Here is a 20072-nt window from a genome sequence, read left to right on the forward strand (position 1 = left end):
CACTCTATAATGAAAACCGTTTTCAATACCAAATCGGGAGTGGTCATGACATCGGTCGATGCGTCGGCAACAGCCGCGGTGGAGCTGGAGGACGTGTACGCGGGCTACGGCGGACGGGCGGTCCTGCACGGCGTCACCGCCACGGTCCACGCGGGCACGGTCACGGCCCTGGTCGGCGCCAACGGCTCGGGGAAGTCGACCCTCCTGGCGGTGATGGCCTCGACCCTGGCCCCGACGGCGGGAAGGGTCCGCCGGGGCGCCGCCCGACGTCCCGCCCTCGTCGTCCAGCGCAGCGCCGTCTCCGACGCGCTGCCCGTCACGGTGCGCGAGACCGTCGAGATGGGGCGGTGGGCCGAGCGCGGGCCCTGGCGGCGCCTGACCCGCGGGGACCGGGCCGTGGTCGAGGCCTGCATGGACCGGCTGGCCGTCGCCGACCTGGCCCGGCGCGCCCTGGGGGACCTGTCCGGAGGGCAGCGCCAGCGGGTCCTGCTGGCCCAGGGGCTGGCGCAGGAGGCGGACCTGCTCCTGCTGGACGAGCCCGCCACCGGGCTGGACGCCGACTCCCGCGAGCGCATCACGGCGGTGCTGGCCGAGGAGAGGGCCCGGGGGGTCGCGGTGGTCCACGCCACGCACTCGGCCCGGGAGGCCGCGCACGCCGACCGCGTCCTGCGCATGGAGGACGGGCGCCTGGCGGAGCCGGACCCCTCCGCCGACCAGGCCCTTTTCACCGCGGACGATCTCTGATGGACTGGTCGGGCACGCGTCCCGGCCGCACCGGGGCGACAGACCGTCCCGAGGGGGAGAGATGACGGCGACGCATCCCGTGCACGAGGACCACGGGCACCGGCACGGCGAGGGGTGCGGCCATGTCGCGGTGCCCCACCAGGGCCATGTGGACTACGTGCACGACGGGCACCTGCACCACGGGCACGACGGCCACTGGGACGAGTGCGCGAACGAGGAGCACACCGTGCACGAGGACCACGGGCACCGGCACGGCGAGGGGTGCGGCCACGTGGCGGTGCCCCACGGGGACCACGTGGACTACGTGCACGACGGGCACCTGCACCGCGAGCACGACGGCCACTGGGACGAGCACGCCCCGGTCTCCTGACCCGCTGCGCGGGGACGGCCGGTCCCGCTCCCGCAGCCGGGAGGCCCCGGCCCGGTCCGCGTGCCCGGCCGCCTCAGCCGAGGCGCGCCGCGGCCCCGGCCCCGGAGGCCTCCGGGAGCGGCGCCCCGAGCGCCTTCTCGAAGCACAGGGAGGACGGCGACCCCGCGTACGCCCCGAAGCACGGGATGGGCGTGTAGCCCGACCGGGTGTAGAAGCGCACGGCGTCCGGCTGGCGGTCGCCGGTCTCCAGCCGCAGGTGCGTCCACCCGCGTCCGCGCGCCCAGTCCTCCAGCGCGGCGAGGACCAGGGGCGCCGCGCCGGTGCCGCGCGCTCCGGGGCGGACGTACATCCGCTTGACCTCGCCCGCCCCGCCGCCGAGGTCGCGAAGCCCGCCGCACCCCACGGCGGCGCCCGAGCCGTCGCGGGCCACGGTGAAGACCGCGATGTCCTCGGCGGAGGGGGCCGTCCCGGGCTCGGAGTCGGGGGTGCCGTAACGCTCGGCGATCTCCGCCCGCTGCTCCGCGCGCAGGGCGGTGGCGTCGGGATCGTCCCAGCTCACGATGTCGATACGCATGGGCGGTAAAGTACCGCCCGCGTGTTTCCGGGAGGTGACGCGCGGCGGGCCGGGGCCGCTCAGGCCCCGTCGGTGAGGGCCTCGCGCATGACCCGGAACTTGGACTCGGTCTCGGCGAGCTCGGCCTCCGGCACCGACCCCTCCACGATCCCGCCCCCCGCGAACAGCCGGGCCCGGGCGCCGTCCACGTGCGCGCAGCGCAGGGCGATGCCCCACTCGGAGTTGCCCGCCCCGTCGACCCACCCGACCGGGCCGGCGTAGCCGCCGCGGTCCATGCCCTCGGCCCCGGCGATCAGCCGCATGGCGGTGCCGGTGGGCGTGCCCCCCACGGCGGCGGTGGGGTGCAGGGCGGCGACGGCGTCCAGGGCGGAGACCCCGGGGGAGAGGCGCGCGTGCGCGCGGGTCGCCAGGTGCTGCACGTTGGCGAGCCGGAGCAGGCTGGGCCGTGCCGGGACCTCCATCTCCTCGGCGAGCGGTGCGAGCGCGGTCCGCAGGGAGTCCACGGCCATCCGGTGCTCGTCGACGTCCTTGGCGGAGGCGAGGAGTTCGTCGGCCAGGCGCCGGTCGTCGTCCGGGTCCTCGCCCCGGGGGCGGGTCCCGGCCAGGACCAGCGAGGTGAGCCGGTCGCCCTCGCGGCGCAGCAGGAGCTCCGGGGTCGCCCCGACCATGCCGTCGACGGAGAAGGTGAAACAGCTCGGGAAGCGCAGGCGCAGGCGTTCGAGGAGGGTGCGGACGTCGATGGGGGAGGCGGCCTCGGCGAAGGCGTCGCGCGCGAGCACGGCCTTGTCGAGCTCCCCCGCGCGGATGCGCTCGACGGTGCCGGCCACGGCGGACATCCAGTCCTCCCCCGACAGCGACCCCTGCGTCCAGGAGACGGGGCCCACGGGGCGCGGTGCGGACGCCGGGGGCGGGAGCTCGCCGGGGTCGGGGTCCCCGGGCTCGTCGCCGACCGTGGTCAGCCAGCTGCGCCCGCCGCGCCGCCCGACCAGCACGCGGGGCACGACCAGGGCGGAGCCGGGGGAGGTGGGCGCGAAGGCGAACGTCCCGAACGCGACCAGGCCGGTCCCCGCCGCACCGACCCCGTCGGAGACCTCGGCGTGCTCCAGGAGCCCGTTGAGCCACCGGGCCGCCTCGGAGAAGCGGGTGGTGTCGGTCGGGGCGGTCCCCTCGGGCTCGGCGCCCAGGTCCAGCCGCGCGGCCTCGCCCCAGCCCACGACGCCCTCGTCCCCCGTCAGCCAGGCCAGGGGGGCGCCGTCCGGCAGGAGGCGGACCAGGCCGGCGGTGTGATCGCTCAGGGGAACGGTGCGGACGAACAGTTTGGGTGGGCTCAGGGCGACGTTCACGGTCACCGAGTGTAGGACCTCGCCCGGGGCGGTTGTGTCCCGGTCCGTCCGAGGTCGGTGCGGTCTCCGCCCCTCGTGCTTCCCCGGGCGGACAGCCCGGACGGTGTGGATTTGACTCTTTTCGGGGGCGCGGGAGGGGCGGAGCCCCCTGCCCGGCGGTGTTTCGTTGCGCCGCGACAATGTTCCCTCACCTGCCTTGATGCGACGTTATCCACAAGTTGTCCGAATCGTGTCCAAAAATTGACTTCCTGCTCTAACCTGGGTCGCGGCGCCACGCCAGGGGGACGGCTGTGCGCCAAGGACCTCAGAGGAGAACCGTTCATGGGATCAGTGGCACGGGCCGGGAGCACGCGGCGCACCGCAGCGCGGTGGGCGGCGTCGGCAGCCGCGACCACCTTCCTGCTGTCGGGCTGCGCCGCCTCCGGCGGCGGGACGGCCGACGGCGACGCCCCCGGCACGCGAGAGGCCGGGACGGCGGCGGCCCCGCTCCAGTGCGAGGGCGGGGGTGCCGAGCGCCAGATGCGCGGGGCGTGGCTCACCACCGTCCGCAACATCGACTGGCCCTCGGAGCCCGGCCTGTCCGCGCAGGAGCAGAAGGACGAGCTCGACGCCTACCTCGACGACGCCGTCGACATGGGCCTCAACGCCGTCTTCCTGCACGCGCGCCCCACCGCCGACGCGGTCTACGAGTCCGAGCTGGAGCCGTGGGCCCGCTACCTCACCGGCGAGCAGGGCGGCGACCCCGGCTACGACCCGCTGGAGTACGCGGTGGCCGAGGCCCACGAGCGCGGGCTGGAGCTGCACGCCTGGTTCAACCCCTACCGCGTGGGCCTCCAGGACCCCGACATCGAGGACATGGCCGAGGACCACCCGGTCAAGGAGAACCCGGACTGGCTGGTCGACTACGGTGACGAGGCGTACGTGGACCCGGGCAACCCCGAGGTCCGGGAGTGGGTCACCGGCGTGATCATGGACGTCGTCGAGCGCTACGACATCGACGGCGTGCACTTCGACGACTTCTTCTACCCCTATCCCAAGGACGGGGAGGAGTTCGACGACGACGCCAGCTGGCAGGAGCACGGCGACGGCTTCGACGACCGGGGCGACTGGCGGCGCGAGAACGTCAACCGGCTCATCGCCGACGTCCACGAGGGGATCGAGGCCACCAAGCCCTGGGTGAGCTTCGGGATCTCGCCGTTCGGGATCTGGCGCAACGACAGCACCGACCCCAGCGGCTCGCCCAGCTCCGGCCTCCAGTCCTACGACGCCCAGTACGCGGACACCCGTACCTGGATCCAGGAGGGCACCGTCGACTACGTCGCCCCGCAGCTGTACTGGGAGAGGGGCTTCTCCACCGCCGACTACGAGGCCATGACCGACTGGTGGGCCTCGGAGGTCGAGGGCACCGGCGTGGACCTCTACATCGGCCAGGCCGCCTACCGGGTCGGCGAGGAGGGCTGGCGCGGCGACGACGCCCTCAGCGCCCAGCTCGACTACTCCGGCGAGCTGCCCGAGGTCGGAGGGGACATCTACTTCTCCATCAAGAACCTGCGCGAGCAGGCCTCGGACGCCTACGCCGAACTCGCCGACGCCCACTACGGCCGGCCGGCGCTCCCGCCGCAGGCGGAGGCCCCGGAGAACCAGGGCCCGCTCGTCGGCGAGGTCGGGGGTGTCGAGGCCCGGACCGACGGCGACCGGGTCGAGGTCGAGTGGGACGCCGCCGACGCCGCCCGCTTCTACGCGGTCTACCGCCTGCCCGCGGGCGCGGACACCGGCTCGGAGGAGGCGCGGTGCGCCGCCCTGGCCCCGGAGAACCTCGTGGGGCTCACCGGGGGGACCGCGCTGGCCGACGACGCACCGCTGGAGGACGGCGCCGGGTACGTGGTCACCGCCCTGGACGACTACCGGGCCGAGGGCCCGGTGAGCGAGGCCGCCGACATCCGCGGCTGATCCGGGGACAGCGCCCGCACGGGACCCCCGGCCGACGGAACGCCGTCGGCCGGGGGTCCCGTCGTCCGCGCTTTCGCGGATCCCTGGCTCCGGGGTGGCACAATCTCCCCAGGGGCGAGAAAAAAGTTATGATCTGCTAGACGAAACCACCTTTTGCCCTGGTATCAGCGAGGGGTAGGTTCGTCGCATGCCGACCTACCAGATCAGCGAGGCCGCCGACCTCCTCGGCGTCAGCGCCGACACCGTCCGCCGCTGGGTCGACTCCGGTCGGCTCGCGGCCACCCGCGACGCCTCCGCCCGGCGCCTCCTCGACGGCGCCGAACTCGCCGCGTTCATGCGCGCGGGCGCGGACGAGGACCCCGGACGCCGGCTCTCCTCCGCCCGCAACCGCTTCCGCGGACTGGTCACCAACGTCGTCCGCGACCGGGTCATGGCGGCCGTGGAGATCCAGGCGGGGCCGCACCGGGTCGTCTCCCTGATGAGCCGCGAGGCCGCCGACGAGCTCGGGCTGGACGTCGGGACCACCGCCACCGCCGTCGTCAAGTCCACCAACGTCGTGGTCGAGACCACCGGGGGAAGCCATGCGTGAGAGAGCCCCCCGACGCGCCCCGCTCGCCCTCTGCGCCCTGGCCGCCGCGGCACTCGCCGCCACCGCCTGCGGCGTGCAGGACGGCGGAGGCGGCGCCCCGGCGGGGAGCGGGGGCGGGGAGCTCCACGTCTTCGCCGCCGCCTCGCTCACCGACGTGTTCACCGCCCTGGCCGAGGACTTCGAGGAGGAACGCCCCGGGGTCGAGGTGGTCCTCAACTTCGCGGGCAGCAGCGAACTGGCCGCCCAGATCAACTCCGGCGCCCCCGCCGACGTCTTCGCCGCCGCCGACACCGCCACCATGCGGCAGGTCGTCGAGGGCGAGGGGCTGGACGCCGAACGGGCGTCCGGCAGCGGCGGCGCCGCCGTCTTCGCCACGAACACGCTGCGGATCGCGGTGCCGCCCGACAACCCCGGCGGCGTCGAGGACTTCGCCGACCTGGCCGGGGACGGCGTCTCCGTCGCCCTGTGCGCCGAGGAGGTCCCCTGCGGCGCGGCCACCGCCGCCGCCATGGAGGCCGCCGGGGTCGCCGTCACCCCCGACACCTACGAGCGGGACGTGCGCGCCGTCCTGACCAAGGTCGAACTGGGCGAGGTCGACGCCGGGCTCGTCTACGCCACCGACGTCGCCTCGGCGGGGGACCGGGTGACCGGCATCGACTTCCCCGAGGCCGACGAGGCCGTCAACGAGTACCCCATCGGCGTCCTGGCGGGCGCCGCCGACGCCGGGCTCGCCTCCGCATGGGTGGACCTGGTCCTGTCCGGGACGGGGGAGCGGGTCCTCGCCGAGGCCGGGTTCGGTACGCCGTGACCGCGGACGGCCCGGCGGCGGGCCGGGACACGCGCCGAGGACGGGACCGCCCGCCGCGCGTCCGGTCCGGCCGCCCCCCGTGGATCCTGGTCCTGCCCGCGCTCGCGGGCGCGGCCTTCCTCGTGCTCCCCTTCGCGGGGCTGCTGATCCGCGCGCCCTGGTCCACGATGGGCGAGCGGGTCACCGAACCCGAGGTCCTGGCCGCGCTCTGGCTGTCCCTGTCGACCGCCACCGCCGCCACCCTGGTGTCCCTGCTCCTCGGGGTGCCGCTGGCCTGGCTGCTCGCCCGCGCCGACTTCCCCGGCCGCCGCGTCCTGCGCGCCGTGGTCACCGTCCCCCTGGTCATCCCCCCGGTCGTCGGCGGCGTGGCGCTGCTGCTCGTGCTGGGGCGCAACGGCCTGCTCGGCCGGTACCTCGACACCTGGTTCGGGATCACGATCCCCTTCACACCCGTCGCCGTGGTCCTCGCCCAGGTGTTCGTCGCCATGCCGTTCCTGGTGATCGGCGTGGAGGGCGCGCTGCGCGGCGCGGACCGCCGCTACGAGGAGGCCGCCGCCACCCTCGGCGCGAGCCGGGTCACCGTCTTCACCCGCGTCACCCTCCCCATGGTGCTGCCCGGGATCGGCGCGGGCGCCGTCCTGTGCTGGGCCCGCGCCCTGGGGGAGTTCGGCGCCACCATCACCTTCGCCGGGAACTTCCCCGGCACCACCCAGACCATGCCGCTGGCCGTCTACATGGCCATGCAGCGCGACCCGGAGGCCGCCATCGTGCTCAGCCTGGTCCTGCTCCTGGTCTCCCTGGCCGTCCTGGCCACGCTGCGCGAGAGGTGGGTGAACGCCTGATGGAGCCGGACGGCGCCGCCCGCACTCCGCGTGCCCGGCCCCCCGCCCTGGACGCCGAGCTGCGGCTGAGCCGGGGCGGGTTCTCCCTCGACGTGGCCCTGGAGGCCGCACAGGGGGAGATCCTGGCCCTGCTCGGCCCCAACGGGGCCGGCAAGTCCTCGGTGCTGCGCGCCCTGGCCGGGCTGGCGCCCCTCAGCGGCGGGCACGTGCGCGTGGACGGCCGGGACGAGACCGCCACGCCGGTGGAGCGCCGGCCCATCGGCATGGTCTTCCAGGACTACCTGCTGTTCGAGCACATGAGCGCCCTGGACAACGTGGCGTTCGGTCCGCGCTGCCAGGGCGCGACCCGGGCCGCCGCCCGGGAGCGGGCCGCCGGGCTCCTCGCCCACATGGGCCTGTCCGACCACGCGGGGGCCCGGCCCCGGAACCTGTCCGGAGGACAGGCCCAGAGGGTCGCGCTGGCCCGGGCCCTGGCGGTGCGCCCCCGCCTGCTGCTCCTGGACGAGCCCATGGCCGCACTGGACGCCAGCACCCGCATCGACGTGCGCGGCCGGCTGCGCCACCTCCTGGAGGAGTTCGACGGGGCCACCGTGCTGGTCACCCACGACCCGCTGGACGCCATGGTGCTGGCCGACCGCATCGCGGTCGTCGAGGACGGCCGGGTCGTCCAGCAGGGCCCTCCCGCCGAGGTGGCGCGCAGGCCCCGCACCCCGTACGTGGCCCGCCTGGTGGGGCTCAACCTCTTCCGGGGGCGGGCCGAGGGGACCACGGTCCTCCTGGGGCCCCGGGGGGACGCGGACGGGGCCCGGGTGGAGGTGGGCGGAGCGCACCGGGGGGAGGTCCTGGTGGCCTTCCCGCCGCGCGCCGTCGCCCTGTACCCCCGGCACCCGCACGGCAGCCCCCGCAACGTGTGGCGGCTGACCGTGGACGGCATCGAGAGGTTCGGCGACCAGGTGCGCGTGCACCTGGCGGGACGGCTGTCCCTGGCCGCCGACGTCAGCCCGGCCGCCCTGGCCGAGCTCGGGCTCGAACAGGGGAGCGAGGTGTGGGCGGGCGTCAAGGCGGCCGAGGTGGAGTGCTACCCCGGTTGAGGGCGTCGCCCCAGTTCACCGCGGGGGCGGGCCGGGACGGCGGCACGCCGGGCCCGGGATCCGGGCCCCGGGCCCGCCGTCGGCCCGCGTGCCCGAAACAGGCTCGGGAAAAGCGGCGGACACCTGGATATCCGGGGCCCACCCGGGGGAGACTTAAGGAACCCGGCGACGACAGTCCTTCCCCCAGCGGCTGAGGAGGGTGCCATGTCCCTGAGAGAGCATGAGCGAAGAATCCTCGAGGAGATCGAGCGGCAGCTCCGCGCGGACGAACCGGACCTTGCCGAACGCCTGGACTCCTTCGGGGCGGACGATCCCGACGCCATGGCCGACTCCGGCCTGGACGGCTGGAAACCGTGGGTGGCGTGCGGCCTGATCGCCGCGGTCACCGCGGGGCTGCTGGTCCTGCTGTTCGTCCTCACACCGACCGCTCCGCAGCCACCGCCCCCCGTCCCGGCCGGGACCTCGGAGACGGTGGAGGACACCGTTCCGGACAGCGGACCCGCGGGCGTCGCTCCGGCGGACGAGGACCCCGCCGGGACCGGTTCCGGGACCGTGGACGAGGACCCCGCAGTGGACGAGGACCCGGGCCGCTAGGACCCGGGCCGCCAGGAACCCCGGGGGCCCGTCCCCCGTGGTTCCCGGCGGCCCCGGCCGGGCACGGCGCCGACCACCTCCCCGCGGACGACGGCGGGCGGGCACCCACCGACCGGTGGGTGCCCGCCCGTTGCCGTTCCCGTCAGAGGGCGTTGGTGAACGCGGCGGCCAGGGGCGCGGCCACGGCCGAACCGCCGCCGCCCCCGTCGACCACCACGGCGAACGCCACGTCGCCCTTGTAGCCCACCATCCACGCGTGACTGGGGAGCTCCTCGTCCTCGTCGGCGTCCTCGGCGGTCCCGTACTCGGCGGTGCCGGTCTTGCCGAACACCTCGCCCTGGAACGGGACGTTCTCGGCCGTGCCGTCGGTGACGACCGCCCGCATCATCCCCCGCAGCGCCTCCGCGTTGGCGATCGGCCGCGGCTCGGGCAGCTCGGTGGCGGCGGGCTCGGTCACCAGCACCGGGTGGCGCCAGGAACCGTCGGCGACGGCGGCGGGCACCGTCGCCATGTGCAGCGGCGAGGTGAGGATCTGGCCCTGGCCGATGCTCTGCGCGCCCAGCATGGTGCTGCTGTCCACCGGCGGGAAGGACGGCTCGAAGGCCGGGACGCCGATGTCCAGCGGGGCGTTCATGCCGAACTGCTCGGCGCTGGCCTGGAGGGTCTCGCCGCTGAGCTGCGCGCCGACCCGCTCCACGAGGGCCGTGTTGCAGGAGGTCGCGAACGCCTCGGTCACCGACTGGGCGCCGTACTCGGCCCCGCCGGCGTTGCGGAACGGCCATCCGCCCAGGTCGTACTCCTCGGGGCAGTCCAGGGAGGCGTCCATGCCCATCCCGTTGTCCAGGAGGGCGCTGTAGGTGACGATCTTGAACGACGAGCCGGGAGGGTACTGGCCCTCGAAGGCCCGGTTGAACCCGCCGGGCACGTTCACCGCGGCCAGGATCTCCCCGGTCGAGGGACGGACCGCGACCAGGCCCGCGGGGTCGTCGGAGTCGATGATGGCGCTCGACGCCGCGCTCTGGACCCCCATGTCGATGCTGGTGGTGATGTCCTGTCCGTCGGAGCCGTCCAGGGTGGCGACCGTGTTCTCCTCGGTCGCCTCCAGCGAGGCGGGGTCCTCGGCCTGTGCGGCGTCCACCATCAGGATGGTGGTCGCCGCCTCGCCGGCCAGCTGCTCCTCGTAGGTGAGCTGGAGGCCGCCGAGGCCCACCGTGTCGCCGACGCTGTAGGCGGGGCCGAGGCGTTCGAGGTCCTCCTCGGTGGCCTCCCCCAGGGAGCCCGCGATCATCTGGAGCGAGCCGGAGATCTGGGCGCCCTCCAAGGGGGTGCCGTCCGCGGCGAGGACCTGCCCCCGCTCGCCCCACACCGCGGTGCGGGCCAGGACCTGGCCCTCGCCGAGTCCGGGGTAGGCGACCTCGGGCGAGAAGTCGACCCACCACGCGCCGTCCTCGCGGATGAGGGGGAGCTCCCCCTCCCACCCCCAGTCGTCGGCGTTGGTCAGCGACATGGTGACCTCGTAGGGCGCGCTGCCGGTGCCGCCGTCGGTCGTGGGCGTGCCGACCTCCACCTCGATGGAGTCGACGCCCAGGCCCGCGTCGATGCCGCCGAGGATCTCGGCGGCGTCGTCGCCTCTGGTGACGGCGGCCAGGCGCTCGTAGTCCTGCGCCTCCCAGGAGGCCTGGTACTCGGCGGTGGCCTCCTCGGGCTGGGGCATGGTCAGCACGTACCAGGACACGCCGCCGCCGACGAGCGCCAGCACCACCACCGCGGAGACGAGGCCGATGAGCAGGCCGCGCCGCGACTTGCGGGGCGGGGGCGGGCCGGGGTCGTAGGCGTCGTCGGGCCCGTCGGGACCCTCCGGGCCGGAGCCGCCGTTGTACAGGTACTCGAAGCCCTGGCCGGACGCCGGGTCCGCCGCCGCGCGGTTCTCCGCGTCGTCGCGGTGGGGCTCGCTCCCCGGATAGGGGGTGTCGCCCTGGTGGACGGGCTGTCCCCGGTAGGGGTCGTCGTCCCAGCCGTCGGACCGGTCGTCCGGGGCGCCCTGCGCCGCGGGGCGGGGCTCCCGACCCGGTTCGCCGGGGCTCCGGTAGGGGTCCTCGTCCCACGTGCCGCCGCGGCCGTCCGGGCCCGGCCCGGACTCCGCGTGCGGCTCCTGCCACGAGTCGTGCGCGGGCTGGGGGCCGCTGGGCTCGCGGGAGGCGTTCCAGTCGCCGGAGGGGCCCTGGGCGGCGGGGTAGGGGGTGTCCCAGGAGTCGTCGGGCCTCGCGTCCGCGCCGGGGGGGTTCCACGACTCGTCGGAGGGGGTCCTTCCCGAGGGGGTATCCCATGCGTCCGGGGCGGGGGCCTCGCCGGAGGGGGCGTCCCAGGGGTCGCGGGGGCGCGCGTCCGCGTCGGCGGCGCTCCAGGTCCGGGCGGTGTCGCTCCAGGACTCGGTGGAGGGCTCTCCGCCGGGGGGGTTGTCCCATGCGTCAGGGGCGGGGGATCCGCCGGCCGGGGCGTCCCAGGCGCGGGGCCGGTCGGGGTCGGAGGGGGCGTCCCACGCGCTCGGGGCGGGGGCCTCGCCGGAGGGGGCGTCCCAGGGGTCGCGGGGGCGCGCGTCCGCGTCGGCGGCGCTCCACGGCTCCGCGGAGGGCTCGCCGTGCCGGGGGGAGTCCCACCCGGAGGACGCCGCCCCGGCCGGGGGCGAGTCCCGGTCCGCGGACTCCCTGTAGGGGTTGTCCCACGTCGATGCCGAACGCTCGAAGGAGTCGTCCTCCTCCGGGTGTCCGTGCCGTCCCCGCGGTGGTTCCCACGGCTGGGCCGGAGCGGCGGGCTCCGGTTCGCCGGAGGGCGCCGGGTCCGCAGGTCGGGGGTGCTCGTAACCGAACCCCCCGCTCTCGGCCGGGCTCGGCGGTTGGGGCCGCCGGGGGATGCGGTAGGGGTTCTCGGGGCGCGAATCGCCTACCGGGGTCTCGTCCGACTGTTCGGGCGGCCCGGAGGAATCCGGCTGCCGGGGGGACCGTTCGTCCACGCCTGACCGTCCTTCGCTACGTTGCCTGGAGATACCACGATGCCCCGCTCCCACCTCGGTGGGAGCGGGGCACGAGGATGAAGGTCGGCATGGCGGTCGCCTCTCGGCGCGGGGCACAACGGGGCTCCTGGCCGTACGGTCACCCGCCCGAGGGCGGGGCCGGACGCGGTATTCCGCGAAGGCAATAGTTGAGGCCCGGGGGACACTTGCTACCACACCGACCAACAGTGACTCTAACCCATCGGCCGACGCCGTTGTTCCGGTACGGGGCGGCGATCGCACATGCGCAATCTCACGGTGGGAACCCGACCCGTGCGGGAAGGGGGTGCGGCCGGTCCCGCAGAGGGGCGCGGGACCGGCCGGGGAAGCTCACACGCCCTGTCAGGCCTGGCGTGCGATGCTGGTCTGTTCCTCGCGGGAGCGCAGTTTGAGGCGCTTGCGGCCGCGCTCGGCCCCCAGCTCCTCCTCGCGGGCCTCGATCCGCTGCCAGCCCTCCCAGGTGGTGTAGTCCACGCCGCGCTCCTCCAGCAGGGACCGGAAGGCGACCGGGTCGGGCTCGGCGGCGGGGGTGAAGGACTCGCGGTCGGCCACCAGGTTGGTGACCGTCTCCAGGGCGTCGCCCTTGGTGTGGCCGATGAGGCCCACGGGACCGCGCTTGATCCACCCCGTGGCGTAGACGCCGTCGATGTGCTTCTCGTCCAGGTCCAGGACGCGGCCGCCCGTGTTGGGGACGACACCGCGCTCCTCGTCGAAGGGCAGGTCGGCCAGGGGCGACCCCAGGTAGCCGATGGCCCGGTAGACGGCCTGGACCTCGTGGTCGACGTACTCGCCGGTCCCGCGGACGCCGCCTTCGCCGTCCAGCTCCATGCGCTCGGTGCGGAAGCCGGTGACCCGGTCCTCGCCGAGGATCTCCACGGGGCTGTGCAGGAAGTGCAGGTGCAGGCGGCGCTCGGCGCCGCGCGGGTCGCGGATCGCCCAGTTCTGGAGGACCTTGACGTTGGTCTTGACCTGGTTGGACTCCTCGCAGGAGCGGAGGCTGCCCTCGTCCATGTCGAAGTCCTCGGGGTACACGATGACCTCGACGCCGGGCTGCTTGTCGAGCTCGCGCAGCTCCATCGGCGTGGCCTTGCACTGGGCGATGCCGCGGCGGGCGAACACGTGGACGTCGGTGATCTGCTTGGCGCGCAGCCCCTCGTACACGTTGTCGGTGATGTCGGTGTCCAGCAGGTCGTCCGCGCTCTTGGCGAGGATGCGCGCGACGTCGACGGCGACGTTGCCCGCGCCGATCACGGCGACGCTGGTGCCCTCGACGTGCCAGGAGGGTGGGACGTCGGGGTGGGAGTCGTACCAGAAGACGAAGTCGGCGGCGCCGTGGCTCCCGGGCAGGTCCACGCCGGGGATGTCCAGCGGCCGGTCGCGGTCGCTGCCGGTGGAGAAGACGACCGCGTCGTAGTGGCGGCGCAGGTCCTCCAGCTTGAGGTCCACGCCGTACTCGACGTTGCCGTAGAAGGTGATCTCCGGCTTGTCGAGGATCTTGTGGAGGGCCCCCTGGATCTGCTTGATCCGGGGGTGGTCCGGTGCGACGCCGTAGCGGACCAGACCGTAGGGGGCGGGCAGCTTGTCGAGGATGTCGATGCTGACGGACGTGCCGCACGCGGACAGGGTCTCGTCCTTGGTGAGCAGGTCCGCGGCGTAGATCCCCGCAGGCCCCGCACCCACGATTCCCACTCGCAGTGGTCGCGTCATCGCACAGCTCCAAGTCTTCGCGCCAGAGTCGGACGCCATCAAAAGGTAAGGCTTGCCTAATCTATCCGGTGTTGGCACCGGGAAAACCTACTATAATGGTAGACAATTCTGCTCCCGCCCCCAGGGGCGTGGAAGGGGTCCGGCGCCGCCCTGCGGGCGGGCGTCCCTGGTGGGGGCGGGGTCCGCGGCGTTCCGCGGGTGTCGCCCGTGGTCCTCAATCAGGGGTCAACGCCCCGTCACGGGCGAATCAGCCCCCGCGCGCCTGTGGGGAAAGTCACCCCTGTTCGAGCTCGGCCTTGACCGACGAGGCGAACCGGGGCACCTGCTCCTGGCCGGAGAGCTTGGCGATGGCGTCCATGACGGCGTCCGTCGCCTCCCGGCGCGGACGCGCCTTGTGGGCCTTGTCCTTCCAGGGCGACAGGTCCACCGGCTCGCCGAACCGCACCCCCACGCGGTTGAGGGAGGGGACCTTGCGGCCCGGGGGCAGGATGCGCTCGGTGCCGGTCAGGGCCACCGGGACCACGGGCGCGCCCGTGGTCAGCGCCAGCCACGCCAGCCCCGTCTGTCCCTTGTACAGGCGCCCGTCGGGGGAGCGCGTGCCCTCGGGGAAGATGCCGAAGACCTCCCCGCCCTCCAGGACGGCCAGGCTGTTGTTCATGGCCTCCTGTGCGCTCTCGCCGGGGCGCCGGTCCACCGACAGCTGGCCGATGGCGCGCAGGGCGCGGGCGAAGAGCCGCCGGGGCAGGGTGCCCTCGTCGAAGAGCTCCTGCTTGGCGATGAAGCGGACCGGCCTGCGGCAGGCCACGCCGATGAAGAGCGGGTCGATCAGCGCGAGGTGGTTGGAGGCCAGGATCACCGGCCCCTTCGGGGGGACGTGGGCCGCGCCCTCCACGCGCTGCGGCCACACCACGCGGGTGGCCGGCGCGATGACGGCCTTGGCGGCTGCGTAAAGTGACACCATGAGGTCGCCTCTTCTCGGTGGGTGGTGGGTCCGTGGGGTGTACGGACTTCCCGAGGGCTCCCGATGGTCCGCGCGCCCTCGAGCCTAGCGGGGGTCCGGAGCGGGAGGCGGGGCCGAGGCGCGGTCGGGCCTGTTCCCTCGGACACTGCCGTGCCGTGGGTCACACGCGCTACGCTGATGGTCTAGACCTCTGGCGCAGGTCGGGGGCCCAGCATCCGGACGCGCTCGTGAAGCGAGGAAGAACAGCCATGCCGAAACTGGTCGACGTCAGCCACCAGATCACCGACGGGATGACCACCAGCCCGGGCGTCCCCCGGCCGGCCGTCCGGGAGGGGGTCTCCGTCCCCGGCGCAGTGCCCGGCCACGGCGACAGCAGCGGCCGCGTCACGATGGTGGGAGCCACGGGCACCTACGTCGAGATGCCCGCCCACCGCTACCGCGACGGCGCCGACCTCGCCGACCTGGACCTGGCGCGCGTGGCCGGCCTTCCCGGCACGGTCGTCACCGCCGCGTCGTCCCCCGAGATCGGCCCGGAGGCCTTCGGCGGCCTCGACCTGCGCGGTCGCGCGGTGCTCGTGCGCACGGGGTGGGACAGGCACTGGCGGACCGAGGCCTACGGCCGTTTCGACCACCCGCGCCTGACCGAGACCGCCGCCAAGGCCCTCGTGGAGGCCGGGGCCGTCCTGGTGGGCATCGACTCGGTGGGCGTGGACGACACCTCTCCCGCGGCGGAGGGGGCCAGGCCCGCGCTGGCCGTCCTCCTCGCCGCGGGGATCCCCGTCGTCTCGCACCTGTGCCTGCTCGACCAGCTCCCCGACGAGGGGTTCACCTTCTTCGCGGCGCCCCCCAAGGTCCGCGGGATGGCGGCCTTCCCCGTGCGGGCCTTCGCCCTCACCGACTGACCGCCGCCGGGCGCGTGCCGGGGACCGCGTCCCCGGCATCCGTCCGTCCCGGGGCACGCGCCCCGGGGTCACAGGTCGGCGTCCACGTCCTTCTGGGCCCGGTTGCGCTCCCGCTGGGCCCGCCGCTCGACCTCCTGCTGGGCGGCGCGCTCGTCCTGGGCGACGGCGCTGGTCATCGAGTTGGACAGCGCCCGCAGCTCCATGTTGATCCGGGGGTAGGCGGCCAGCCTCGGCAGCGCGCCCAGCCGCGGCGTGCGGCGCTCCTCTATCGCCGAGATCAGCTCCCCGAACGCCAGGTCCACCCTCTGGAGCGTGATGACGCCCACCGGTTCGGGCTTGCGGTCCTGCGCCAGCGCCGCCAGGGCGAGGTAGCCGATGCGCTGGGTGGCCACGACCACGGGCCACAGCGGCCGGGTCGAGGCGGCGCGCGGGACGTCGCCGATGGCGCTCTCGTACACGCCGCGCAGGCTCACCAGGGCCGCGCGCATGTCGCGCCGGAGCCGGTAGCGGCGCCCGGAGCCGATCTCCACCTCCTGGTCCAGCACCGCCAGCATGCACTGGCGGGTGGTCGCCAGAACGCCCGCGATGGCCTGCGGCAGCCGGGTCGCCGACGCCTTGCGCCACAGGAGCAGCGAGCCCGCCATGCCGAACGCCGACCCCACCACGGTGTCGATGATCCGCGACTCGGCCAGCGCGGTGATGGGGTGCGGCGAGGCCGTGTAGGACAGCAGCAGCGCCATCGGGGTCAGCAGCACCGAGGCGTAGAGGAAGTTGCGCCCGACCACCAGCTGCGTGGCCCCCTGGAGCACCCCGGCCAGCACGATGACCGCCGCCAGCGGCAGGTCGAGCATGAGCAGCCCGGCACCGACGACCACGCCCAGCAGGGTGCCCAGCGAGCGCTGCACCGAGCGGTTCATCGTCAGCACGACGTTTCCGGCCTGGAGGACCGCCGTCGTGGTCAGCGCCACCCAGTAGTAGTGGTCCAGGCCCAGCCACAGGCCGAACGCCCCCGCCGCGGTGACCGTCACCCACATGCGCAGCGCGGTCGGGCGGATGAGCGAGTCCCCGCTCAGGCTGGAGCGCAGGGCGCCCCACAGCGCGGGGTAGCGCTCGTCGTGCAGTGTCTCCGTGCGCTCGTCGTCCTCCCCGTCCTGGCCCGCCCGCCGGGCGGAGTGCGCGGCCCGGGAGAGCAGCGAGTAGAGCCTGGCCTCCAGCGAGCGCGGGCGCATGCCCCGGCGCAGTTCGTCCAGGGAGTCGGGGTCGGGGGCCCGGCCCGGGTCGGCCACGGCCAGGGCCAGGGCGTCGGCGTACTCCGAGACCTCCTCCGGAAGCGGGGAGGGGCGCGCCATGCACACCTGGGTCGCGGCCAGGTGGATGTCGGACACCCACCGGAGCAGGGCGCGCAGCCTGGCGGCCTCGGCCGTGGTGCGGTAGCCGCGGGTCTGCCCCAGCAGGACGATGCGCCAGGCGTCCGCGAGGGTCGTCGACGCCTTGTGCTGGGCGTGGTCCAGGTCCGGGGTCCCCACGGAACGCAGCAGGGAGCCCAGCGCGCGGAAGGCCGCGGCCACGGCCTGGTACTCGGGGTGCCGGGCGCGCAGGGGCGCCCCCGACATGGAGACGGCCCACCCGACCGCCGCGCCCAGGGCCGCGACCAGCGCGTGCAGGGGTACGTCGGCCAGGGTCCCGGGGGCGATCGTGGAGATGGTGGCGACCAGCACGAAGAACATCGGCCCGGGCTTGTCGACGCGCCAGGCCGCGCAGACCCAGGTGGCGACCCCGGCGGTCAGGCCGATGGAGGCAACCGCCGCCCACGGGGACAGGGACGCGGCCATGGAGTTGACCGCGACGGCGGCGACGAAGCCCAGGCCCACCAGGGCGAGGGCGGCGGAGCGGTAGGCGTAGGGGGTCTTCTTCTCGTACAGGACGGTCATGGACCCCAGGGCGGCCAGGGTGCCGATCTGCGGGCCGAAGACGAGGGCGGCCAGGGCGAACGACACCGTCATCGCGATGGTGGCCTGGGCCGCGGTGGTCCACGCCCACGCCCCGGCCTCCAGGCCGAAGACGGCCTTCAGGTCCACGCGGGGGCGGGGGCGCTCTCCGACCTGGGCCCGCCGGGGCCCCTTGTCCGCGTCCGCGCCGGGACCGTCGTCGGAGGCGTGGGAACCGCCCAGGTTCATCGGCCCGGTGTCTCCTGTGGTTCCCAGATCTCGCACGGCTTCCATCCTAGACCGGGATGAACCGGTACTTAGGTGACTACTTGGACGACTGTTGTACCGCAGCGGCGGCCGAGGCGACAGCCTCGTCGCGTTCGGCCTCCGCCCGCTCGGCCCGCTCCACCGCCCTGTCGCGGGCCTCCTCCGCCAGGGAGAGGCGGGCGGCGGCGGCCTCCCTGGACTCCGCGAGGGTCAGCTCGGCGTTGCGGCGCTGGGAGTCGAGCTCCGCGGCCAGGCGCTCGCGGTCGGCCGTGAGCCGGTCGAGTTCCGCCGCCAGGCGCTCGCGCTCGGCCGCCGCGGCCGCGCGGTCGGACTCCAGCCGCTCCTGGGCGCGGGCCGTCTCTGCGCCGAACCGCTCCCGCTCGGCGGACAGGTCCTCGGCCGACCGGTGCGCCTGCGCCTCGGCGCGCTCCGCGCGGGCCAGGGCGCTCTCCGCCGCCAGGACCGCCTCGTCGCGGCGGCGCGCGTGCTCCGCGGCCTCGGCGCGCAGCCCCTCCGCCTCGGCCCTGGCGTGCTGCACCCGCCGCGCGGCGTCGGCGCGCTCGCGGTCGAGCTCCTCCGCCGCCCGGGCGGTGATCCCGGCGATCCGGCGCTCGGCCGAGGCCAGCCCGGCGTTGGCCTCCGCGGTGGCGGCGTCGCGCTCGACGGCGGCGGCGCGTGCCGCGGCCTCGTGCCGGTCGCGCTCCTCCCGGGCGGCGTCCCGGGCGGACAGGGCCTCGTCGGCCATCCGCTCGGCCTCCTGGGCGGCGGCCACGGCGGCGGCGGCCGCGTCCTCCGCGACCCGGCGCGCGGTCTCGGCCTCACGGCGGCGGTTCTCCGCCTCCAGCCGGGCCCCGTCGGCCTCCGCGGCGTGCCGCGCGCCCGCGAGGCGCGCCGCCTCCACCTGGGCCTCGGCGGCGGCCGGATCGGTCATGGTGGAGAAGGCCTCGGTCGCGGCCCGCAGGGTGGCGGTGAGCTGCTCGCTCTGCACGGCGAACCGGGTGAGGAGGTCGTCCGCGCGCAGGCGCGCGGCGGTGACGGGCTCGGCGCCCGGCACCGGGGAGGCGCCGGGGGCCGGCTCCTGGGCGGCCCGCGCCGCCTCCTCCTGGCGCTCGGCCTCCTGGGCCTGGCGCTGGCGTTCCTTCCAGGCGCGCCACCGGGTGTGCTCCGGCAGTCCGCAGTACTGGGGAGGACGTCCGGGGGAGGACGCGCGGGGCACCGGCCGGTCGCAGCCGGGGAAGTTGCAGGTGTTGGAGTCGGAGGTGGCCACGGGGTGAGCGTAGCGGTTCGCCGCCGCCCGCCGCCGGGGTGTGTCGCCCTCCCGCGACGCGAGGGGTTCGGGCCTGCGGGGAGCCCCCCCTCGCGTCGCCGCCCCGGACCCTCCCGGACGCGTTCCGCGGCGTCGTCGTGGGACGGCGCGTCGTCTCCGTCGGAGCCGAGGGGCCGGACTGGGCCGTCTCACCCGGGACGAGGCTCAGTGCCACCCGGGACGGAGTGCGCCGCGCCCCGCACCGGACAGGATCGGTGCGGGGCGCGGCGGGGGCGCCTGCCGGGCCCGCGCCTCGGGGGCGGGCCCGGACGCGTCCGCGGAGGGCGTCGGGGGAGGGGCTCAGTCGTGGGCGCCGAAGCCGTCCACGCGGCAGACCATGGTCGTCACGAAGGGGCGGAAGCCCTCCCGCTCCAGGAAGCTGATGTCCTCGGACGCGGTGGCCAGCGCGGAGAACTCGATGTCGCGGATGCCCATGGAGGCGAGCTGGCGGCGCACCTCCTCCAGCAGCTTCGACCCGACCCCGCTGGAGTCGTACTCCGGGTCGATCGCGAAGGTCTGCACGACCGCCACTCGGGTCCCGCGGTCCCAGCTGCCCTGCGCGCTCTCGCGGATGGTGACCATCGCGTACCCCGCCAGGTCCTCGCCGCTCTCGGCGAGAATCGCCATGGTGTCGGGGTCGGACAGCCAGGCCAGGTACTGTGCGCGGCGGCGCCGCCAGGACTCGTCCAGGCTCGTGGCGCTGATGATGTCCGACAGGTGCGAGGCGCTCAGGGTGTGCTGCTGGTGGAGGGCGCCCCACAGGTCCGCGAGCTCCTCCACCTCGTGCGCGCCCAGGTAGCGGAAGCTGAGGAGACCGACGTCGGTCGTACGAGGTTTGGTCATCAGCGAAGTTTGCATGTTCTTCTCACCCGTTCCCACCAGCATTGGGTGCTGATCCCCCGGGGTCCCCAGAGCGGAGACCCGTGGTTGAGCTGTGTTCCGACTGTACGTGTCGGTGTCGACCCGAATGGGCGTGACACGAAAAAAAGAGATGCACGAGATCGCACCATGAGAATTAGTTTGATTCTTTCCTTGGTAAATCCAGGG

The 20072-nt window shown here is 74.8% G+C and carries 17 protein-coding genes; 9 read left to right on the plus strand and 8 right to left on the minus strand.

Features of this window, described 5'->3' with window-relative positions:
- Positions 1–45 precede the first annotated feature (45 nt).
- Positions 46–744: a zinc ABC transporter ATP-binding protein AztA gene (aztA, locus tag ACQPYD_RS11685; protein WP_433701002.1), complete on the plus strand. Its 699-nt coding sequence runs from the start codon at positions 46–48 to the stop codon at positions 742–744.
- Between the two features lie 61 nt (positions 745–805).
- Positions 806–1114 carry a threonine dehydratase gene (locus ACQPYD_RS11690; protein WP_267949444.1) on the plus strand — a complete coding sequence of 103 codons (309 nt, stop codon included), beginning with the start codon at positions 806–808 and terminating at the stop codon, positions 1112–1114.
- Between the two features lie 73 nt (positions 1115–1187).
- On the opposite strand, the gene ACQPYD_RS11695 is transcribed toward ACQPYD_RS11690, so the two are convergent.
- Both ACQPYD_RS11695 and ACQPYD_RS11700 read right to left on the minus strand, forming a co-directional pair.
- A complete protein-coding gene (locus ACQPYD_RS11695; RefSeq protein ID WP_433701003.1) occupies positions 1188–1688 on the minus strand; it encodes a GNAT family N-acetyltransferase in 501 nt (166 codons plus the stop codon).
- A 59-nt stretch (positions 1689–1747) separates the two neighbouring features.
- Entirely contained in the window at positions 1748–3031 is a 1284-nt protein-coding gene (locus ACQPYD_RS11700; RefSeq protein WP_433701004.1) for an isochorismate synthase, read from the minus strand.
- Positions 3032–3352: 321 nt separating this feature from the next.
- Between ACQPYD_RS11700 and ACQPYD_RS11705 the strand changes: the two genes are divergently transcribed.
- The 6 genes from ACQPYD_RS11705 (at position 3353) to ACQPYD_RS11730 (ending at position 8905) form a co-directional block, all read left to right on the plus strand.
- The gene (locus tag ACQPYD_RS11705; protein ID WP_433701005.1) at positions 3353–4981 is read left to right on the plus strand and encodes a glycoside hydrolase family 10 protein; all 1629 of its coding nucleotides are present in this window, start codon (positions 3353–3355) and stop codon (positions 4979–4981) included.
- Between the two features lie 187 nt (positions 4982–5168).
- Complete coding sequence (locus ACQPYD_RS11710) at positions 5169–5570, plus strand: TOBE domain-containing protein (RefSeq protein WP_433701006.1); 402 nt, start codon at positions 5169–5171, stop codon at positions 5568–5570.
- Entirely contained in the window at positions 5563–6378 is an 816-nt protein-coding gene (gene modA, locus ACQPYD_RS11715) for a molybdate ABC transporter substrate-binding protein (RefSeq protein ID WP_433701007.1), read from the plus strand. The genes ACQPYD_RS11710 and modA overlap by 8 nt, the downstream gene beginning before the upstream one ends.
- Positions 6375–7220: an ABC transporter permease gene (locus tag ACQPYD_RS11720; RefSeq protein ID WP_433701008.1), complete on the plus strand. Its 846-nt coding sequence runs from the start codon at positions 6375–6377 to the stop codon at positions 7218–7220. Before modA ends, ACQPYD_RS11720 begins: the two co-directional genes overlap by 4 nt.
- Positions 7220–8311 (plus strand): ABC transporter ATP-binding protein, encoded by a 1092-nt coding sequence (locus tag ACQPYD_RS11725; protein ID WP_433702025.1) that lies wholly within the window; start codon positions 7220–7222, stop codon positions 8309–8311. The genes ACQPYD_RS11720 and ACQPYD_RS11725 overlap by 1 nt, the downstream gene beginning before the upstream one ends.
- A 204-nt stretch (positions 8312–8515) precedes the next feature.
- A complete protein-coding gene (locus tag ACQPYD_RS11730) occupies positions 8516–8905 on the plus strand; it encodes a DUF3040 domain-containing protein (RefSeq protein ID WP_433701009.1) in 390 nt (129 codons plus the stop codon).
- A 142-nt stretch (positions 8906–9047) separates the two neighbouring features.
- Here the strand turns inward: ACQPYD_RS11730 and ACQPYD_RS11735 are convergent, their stop codons facing one another.
- From ACQPYD_RS11735 to ACQPYD_RS11745, 3 genes are all read right to left on the minus strand, one after another.
- Positions 9048–11915 carry a penicillin-binding transpeptidase domain-containing protein gene (locus ACQPYD_RS11735; protein WP_433701010.1) on the minus strand — a complete coding sequence of 956 codons (2868 nt, stop codon included), beginning with the start codon at positions 11913–11915 and terminating at the stop codon, positions 9048–9050.
- Positions 11916–12296: 381 nt separating this feature from the next.
- Positions 12297–13643 carry an FAD-dependent oxidoreductase gene (locus tag ACQPYD_RS11740; RefSeq protein ID WP_433702026.1) on the minus strand — a complete coding sequence of 449 codons (1347 nt, stop codon included), beginning with the start codon at positions 13641–13643 and terminating at the stop codon, positions 12297–12299.
- Positions 13644–13935: 292 nt separating this feature from the next.
- A complete protein-coding gene (locus ACQPYD_RS11745; protein ID WP_433702027.1) occupies positions 13936–14619 on the minus strand; it encodes a lysophospholipid acyltransferase family protein in 684 nt (227 codons plus the stop codon).
- 251 nt (positions 14620–14870) lie between these two features.
- Here ACQPYD_RS11745 and ACQPYD_RS11750 point away from each other — a divergent pair, with 251 nt between their 5' ends.
- Positions 14871–15524 (plus strand): cyclase family protein, encoded by a 654-nt coding sequence (locus ACQPYD_RS11750; protein WP_433701011.1) that lies wholly within the window; start codon positions 14871–14873, stop codon positions 15522–15524.
- 68 nt (positions 15525–15592) lie between these two features.
- Here ACQPYD_RS11750 and ACQPYD_RS11755 read toward each other — a convergent pair whose 3' ends face one another.
- The 3 genes from ACQPYD_RS11755 to ACQPYD_RS11765 all read right to left on the minus strand — a co-directional run bounded on the left by ACQPYD_RS11755 (position 15593) and on the right by ACQPYD_RS11765 (position 19868).
- The gene (locus tag ACQPYD_RS11755) at positions 15593–17701 is read right to left on the minus strand and encodes an FUSC family protein (protein WP_433702028.1); all 2109 of its coding nucleotides are present in this window, start codon (positions 17699–17701) and stop codon (positions 15593–15595) included.
- A 76-nt stretch (positions 17702–17777) separates the two neighbouring features.
- Positions 17778–18986, minus strand: coding sequence for a hypothetical protein (locus tag ACQPYD_RS11760; protein WP_433701012.1), 1209 nt, complete (start codon positions 18984–18986; stop codon positions 17778–17780).
- A gap of 339 nt (positions 18987–19325) precedes the next feature.
- Positions 19326–19868 carry a GNAT family N-acetyltransferase gene (locus tag ACQPYD_RS11765; protein WP_267949456.1) on the minus strand — a complete coding sequence of 181 codons (543 nt, stop codon included), beginning with the start codon at positions 19866–19868 and terminating at the stop codon, positions 19326–19328.
- Positions 19869–20072 lie beyond the last annotated feature (204 nt).

The sequence above is a fragment of the Nocardiopsis sp. CA-288880 genome (assembly GCF_050955985.1).
In the GTDB taxonomy this organism is placed as follows: domain Bacteria; phylum Actinomycetota; class Actinomycetes; order Streptosporangiales; family Streptosporangiaceae; genus Nocardiopsis; species Nocardiopsis tropica.

Coding starts and splice junctions, on each gene's coding strand:
- ACQPYD_RS11730 (WP_433701009.1), top strand. CDS start 8,516: ATGTCCCTGAGAGAGCATGAGCGAAGAATCCTCGAGGAGATCGAGCGG.
- ACQPYD_RS11765 (WP_267949456.1), bottom strand. CDS start 19,868: ATGACCAAACCTCGTACGACCGACGTCGGTCTCCTCAGCTTCCGCTAC.
- ACQPYD_RS11725 (WP_433702025.1), top strand. CDS start 7,220: ATGGAGCCGGACGGCGCCGCCCGCACTCCGCGTGCCCGGCCCCCCGCC.
- ACQPYD_RS11695 (WP_433701003.1), bottom strand. CDS start 1,688: ATGCGTATCGACATCGTGAGCTGGGACGATCCCGACGCCACCGCCCTG.
- ACQPYD_RS11705 (WP_433701005.1), top strand. CDS start 3,353: ATGGGATCAGTGGCACGGGCCGGGAGCACGCGGCGCACCGCAGCGCGG.
- ACQPYD_RS11755 (WP_433702028.1), bottom strand. CDS start 17,701: ATGAACCTGGGCGGTTCCCACGCCTCCGACGACGGTCCCGGCGCGGAC.
- ACQPYD_RS11690 (WP_267949444.1), top strand. CDS start 806: ATGACGGCGACGCATCCCGTGCACGAGGACCACGGGCACCGGCACGGC.
- ACQPYD_RS11710 (WP_433701006.1), top strand. CDS start 5,169: ATGCCGACCTACCAGATCAGCGAGGCCGCCGACCTCCTCGGCGTCAGC.
- modA (WP_433701007.1), top strand. CDS start 5,563: ATGCGTGAGAGAGCCCCCCGACGCGCCCCGCTCGCCCTCTGCGCCCTG.
- ACQPYD_RS11750 (WP_433701011.1), top strand. CDS start 14,871: ATGCCGAAACTGGTCGACGTCAGCCACCAGATCACCGACGGGATGACC.
- aztA (WP_433701002.1), top strand. CDS start 46: ATGACATCGGTCGATGCGTCGGCAACAGCCGCGGTGGAGCTGGAGGAC.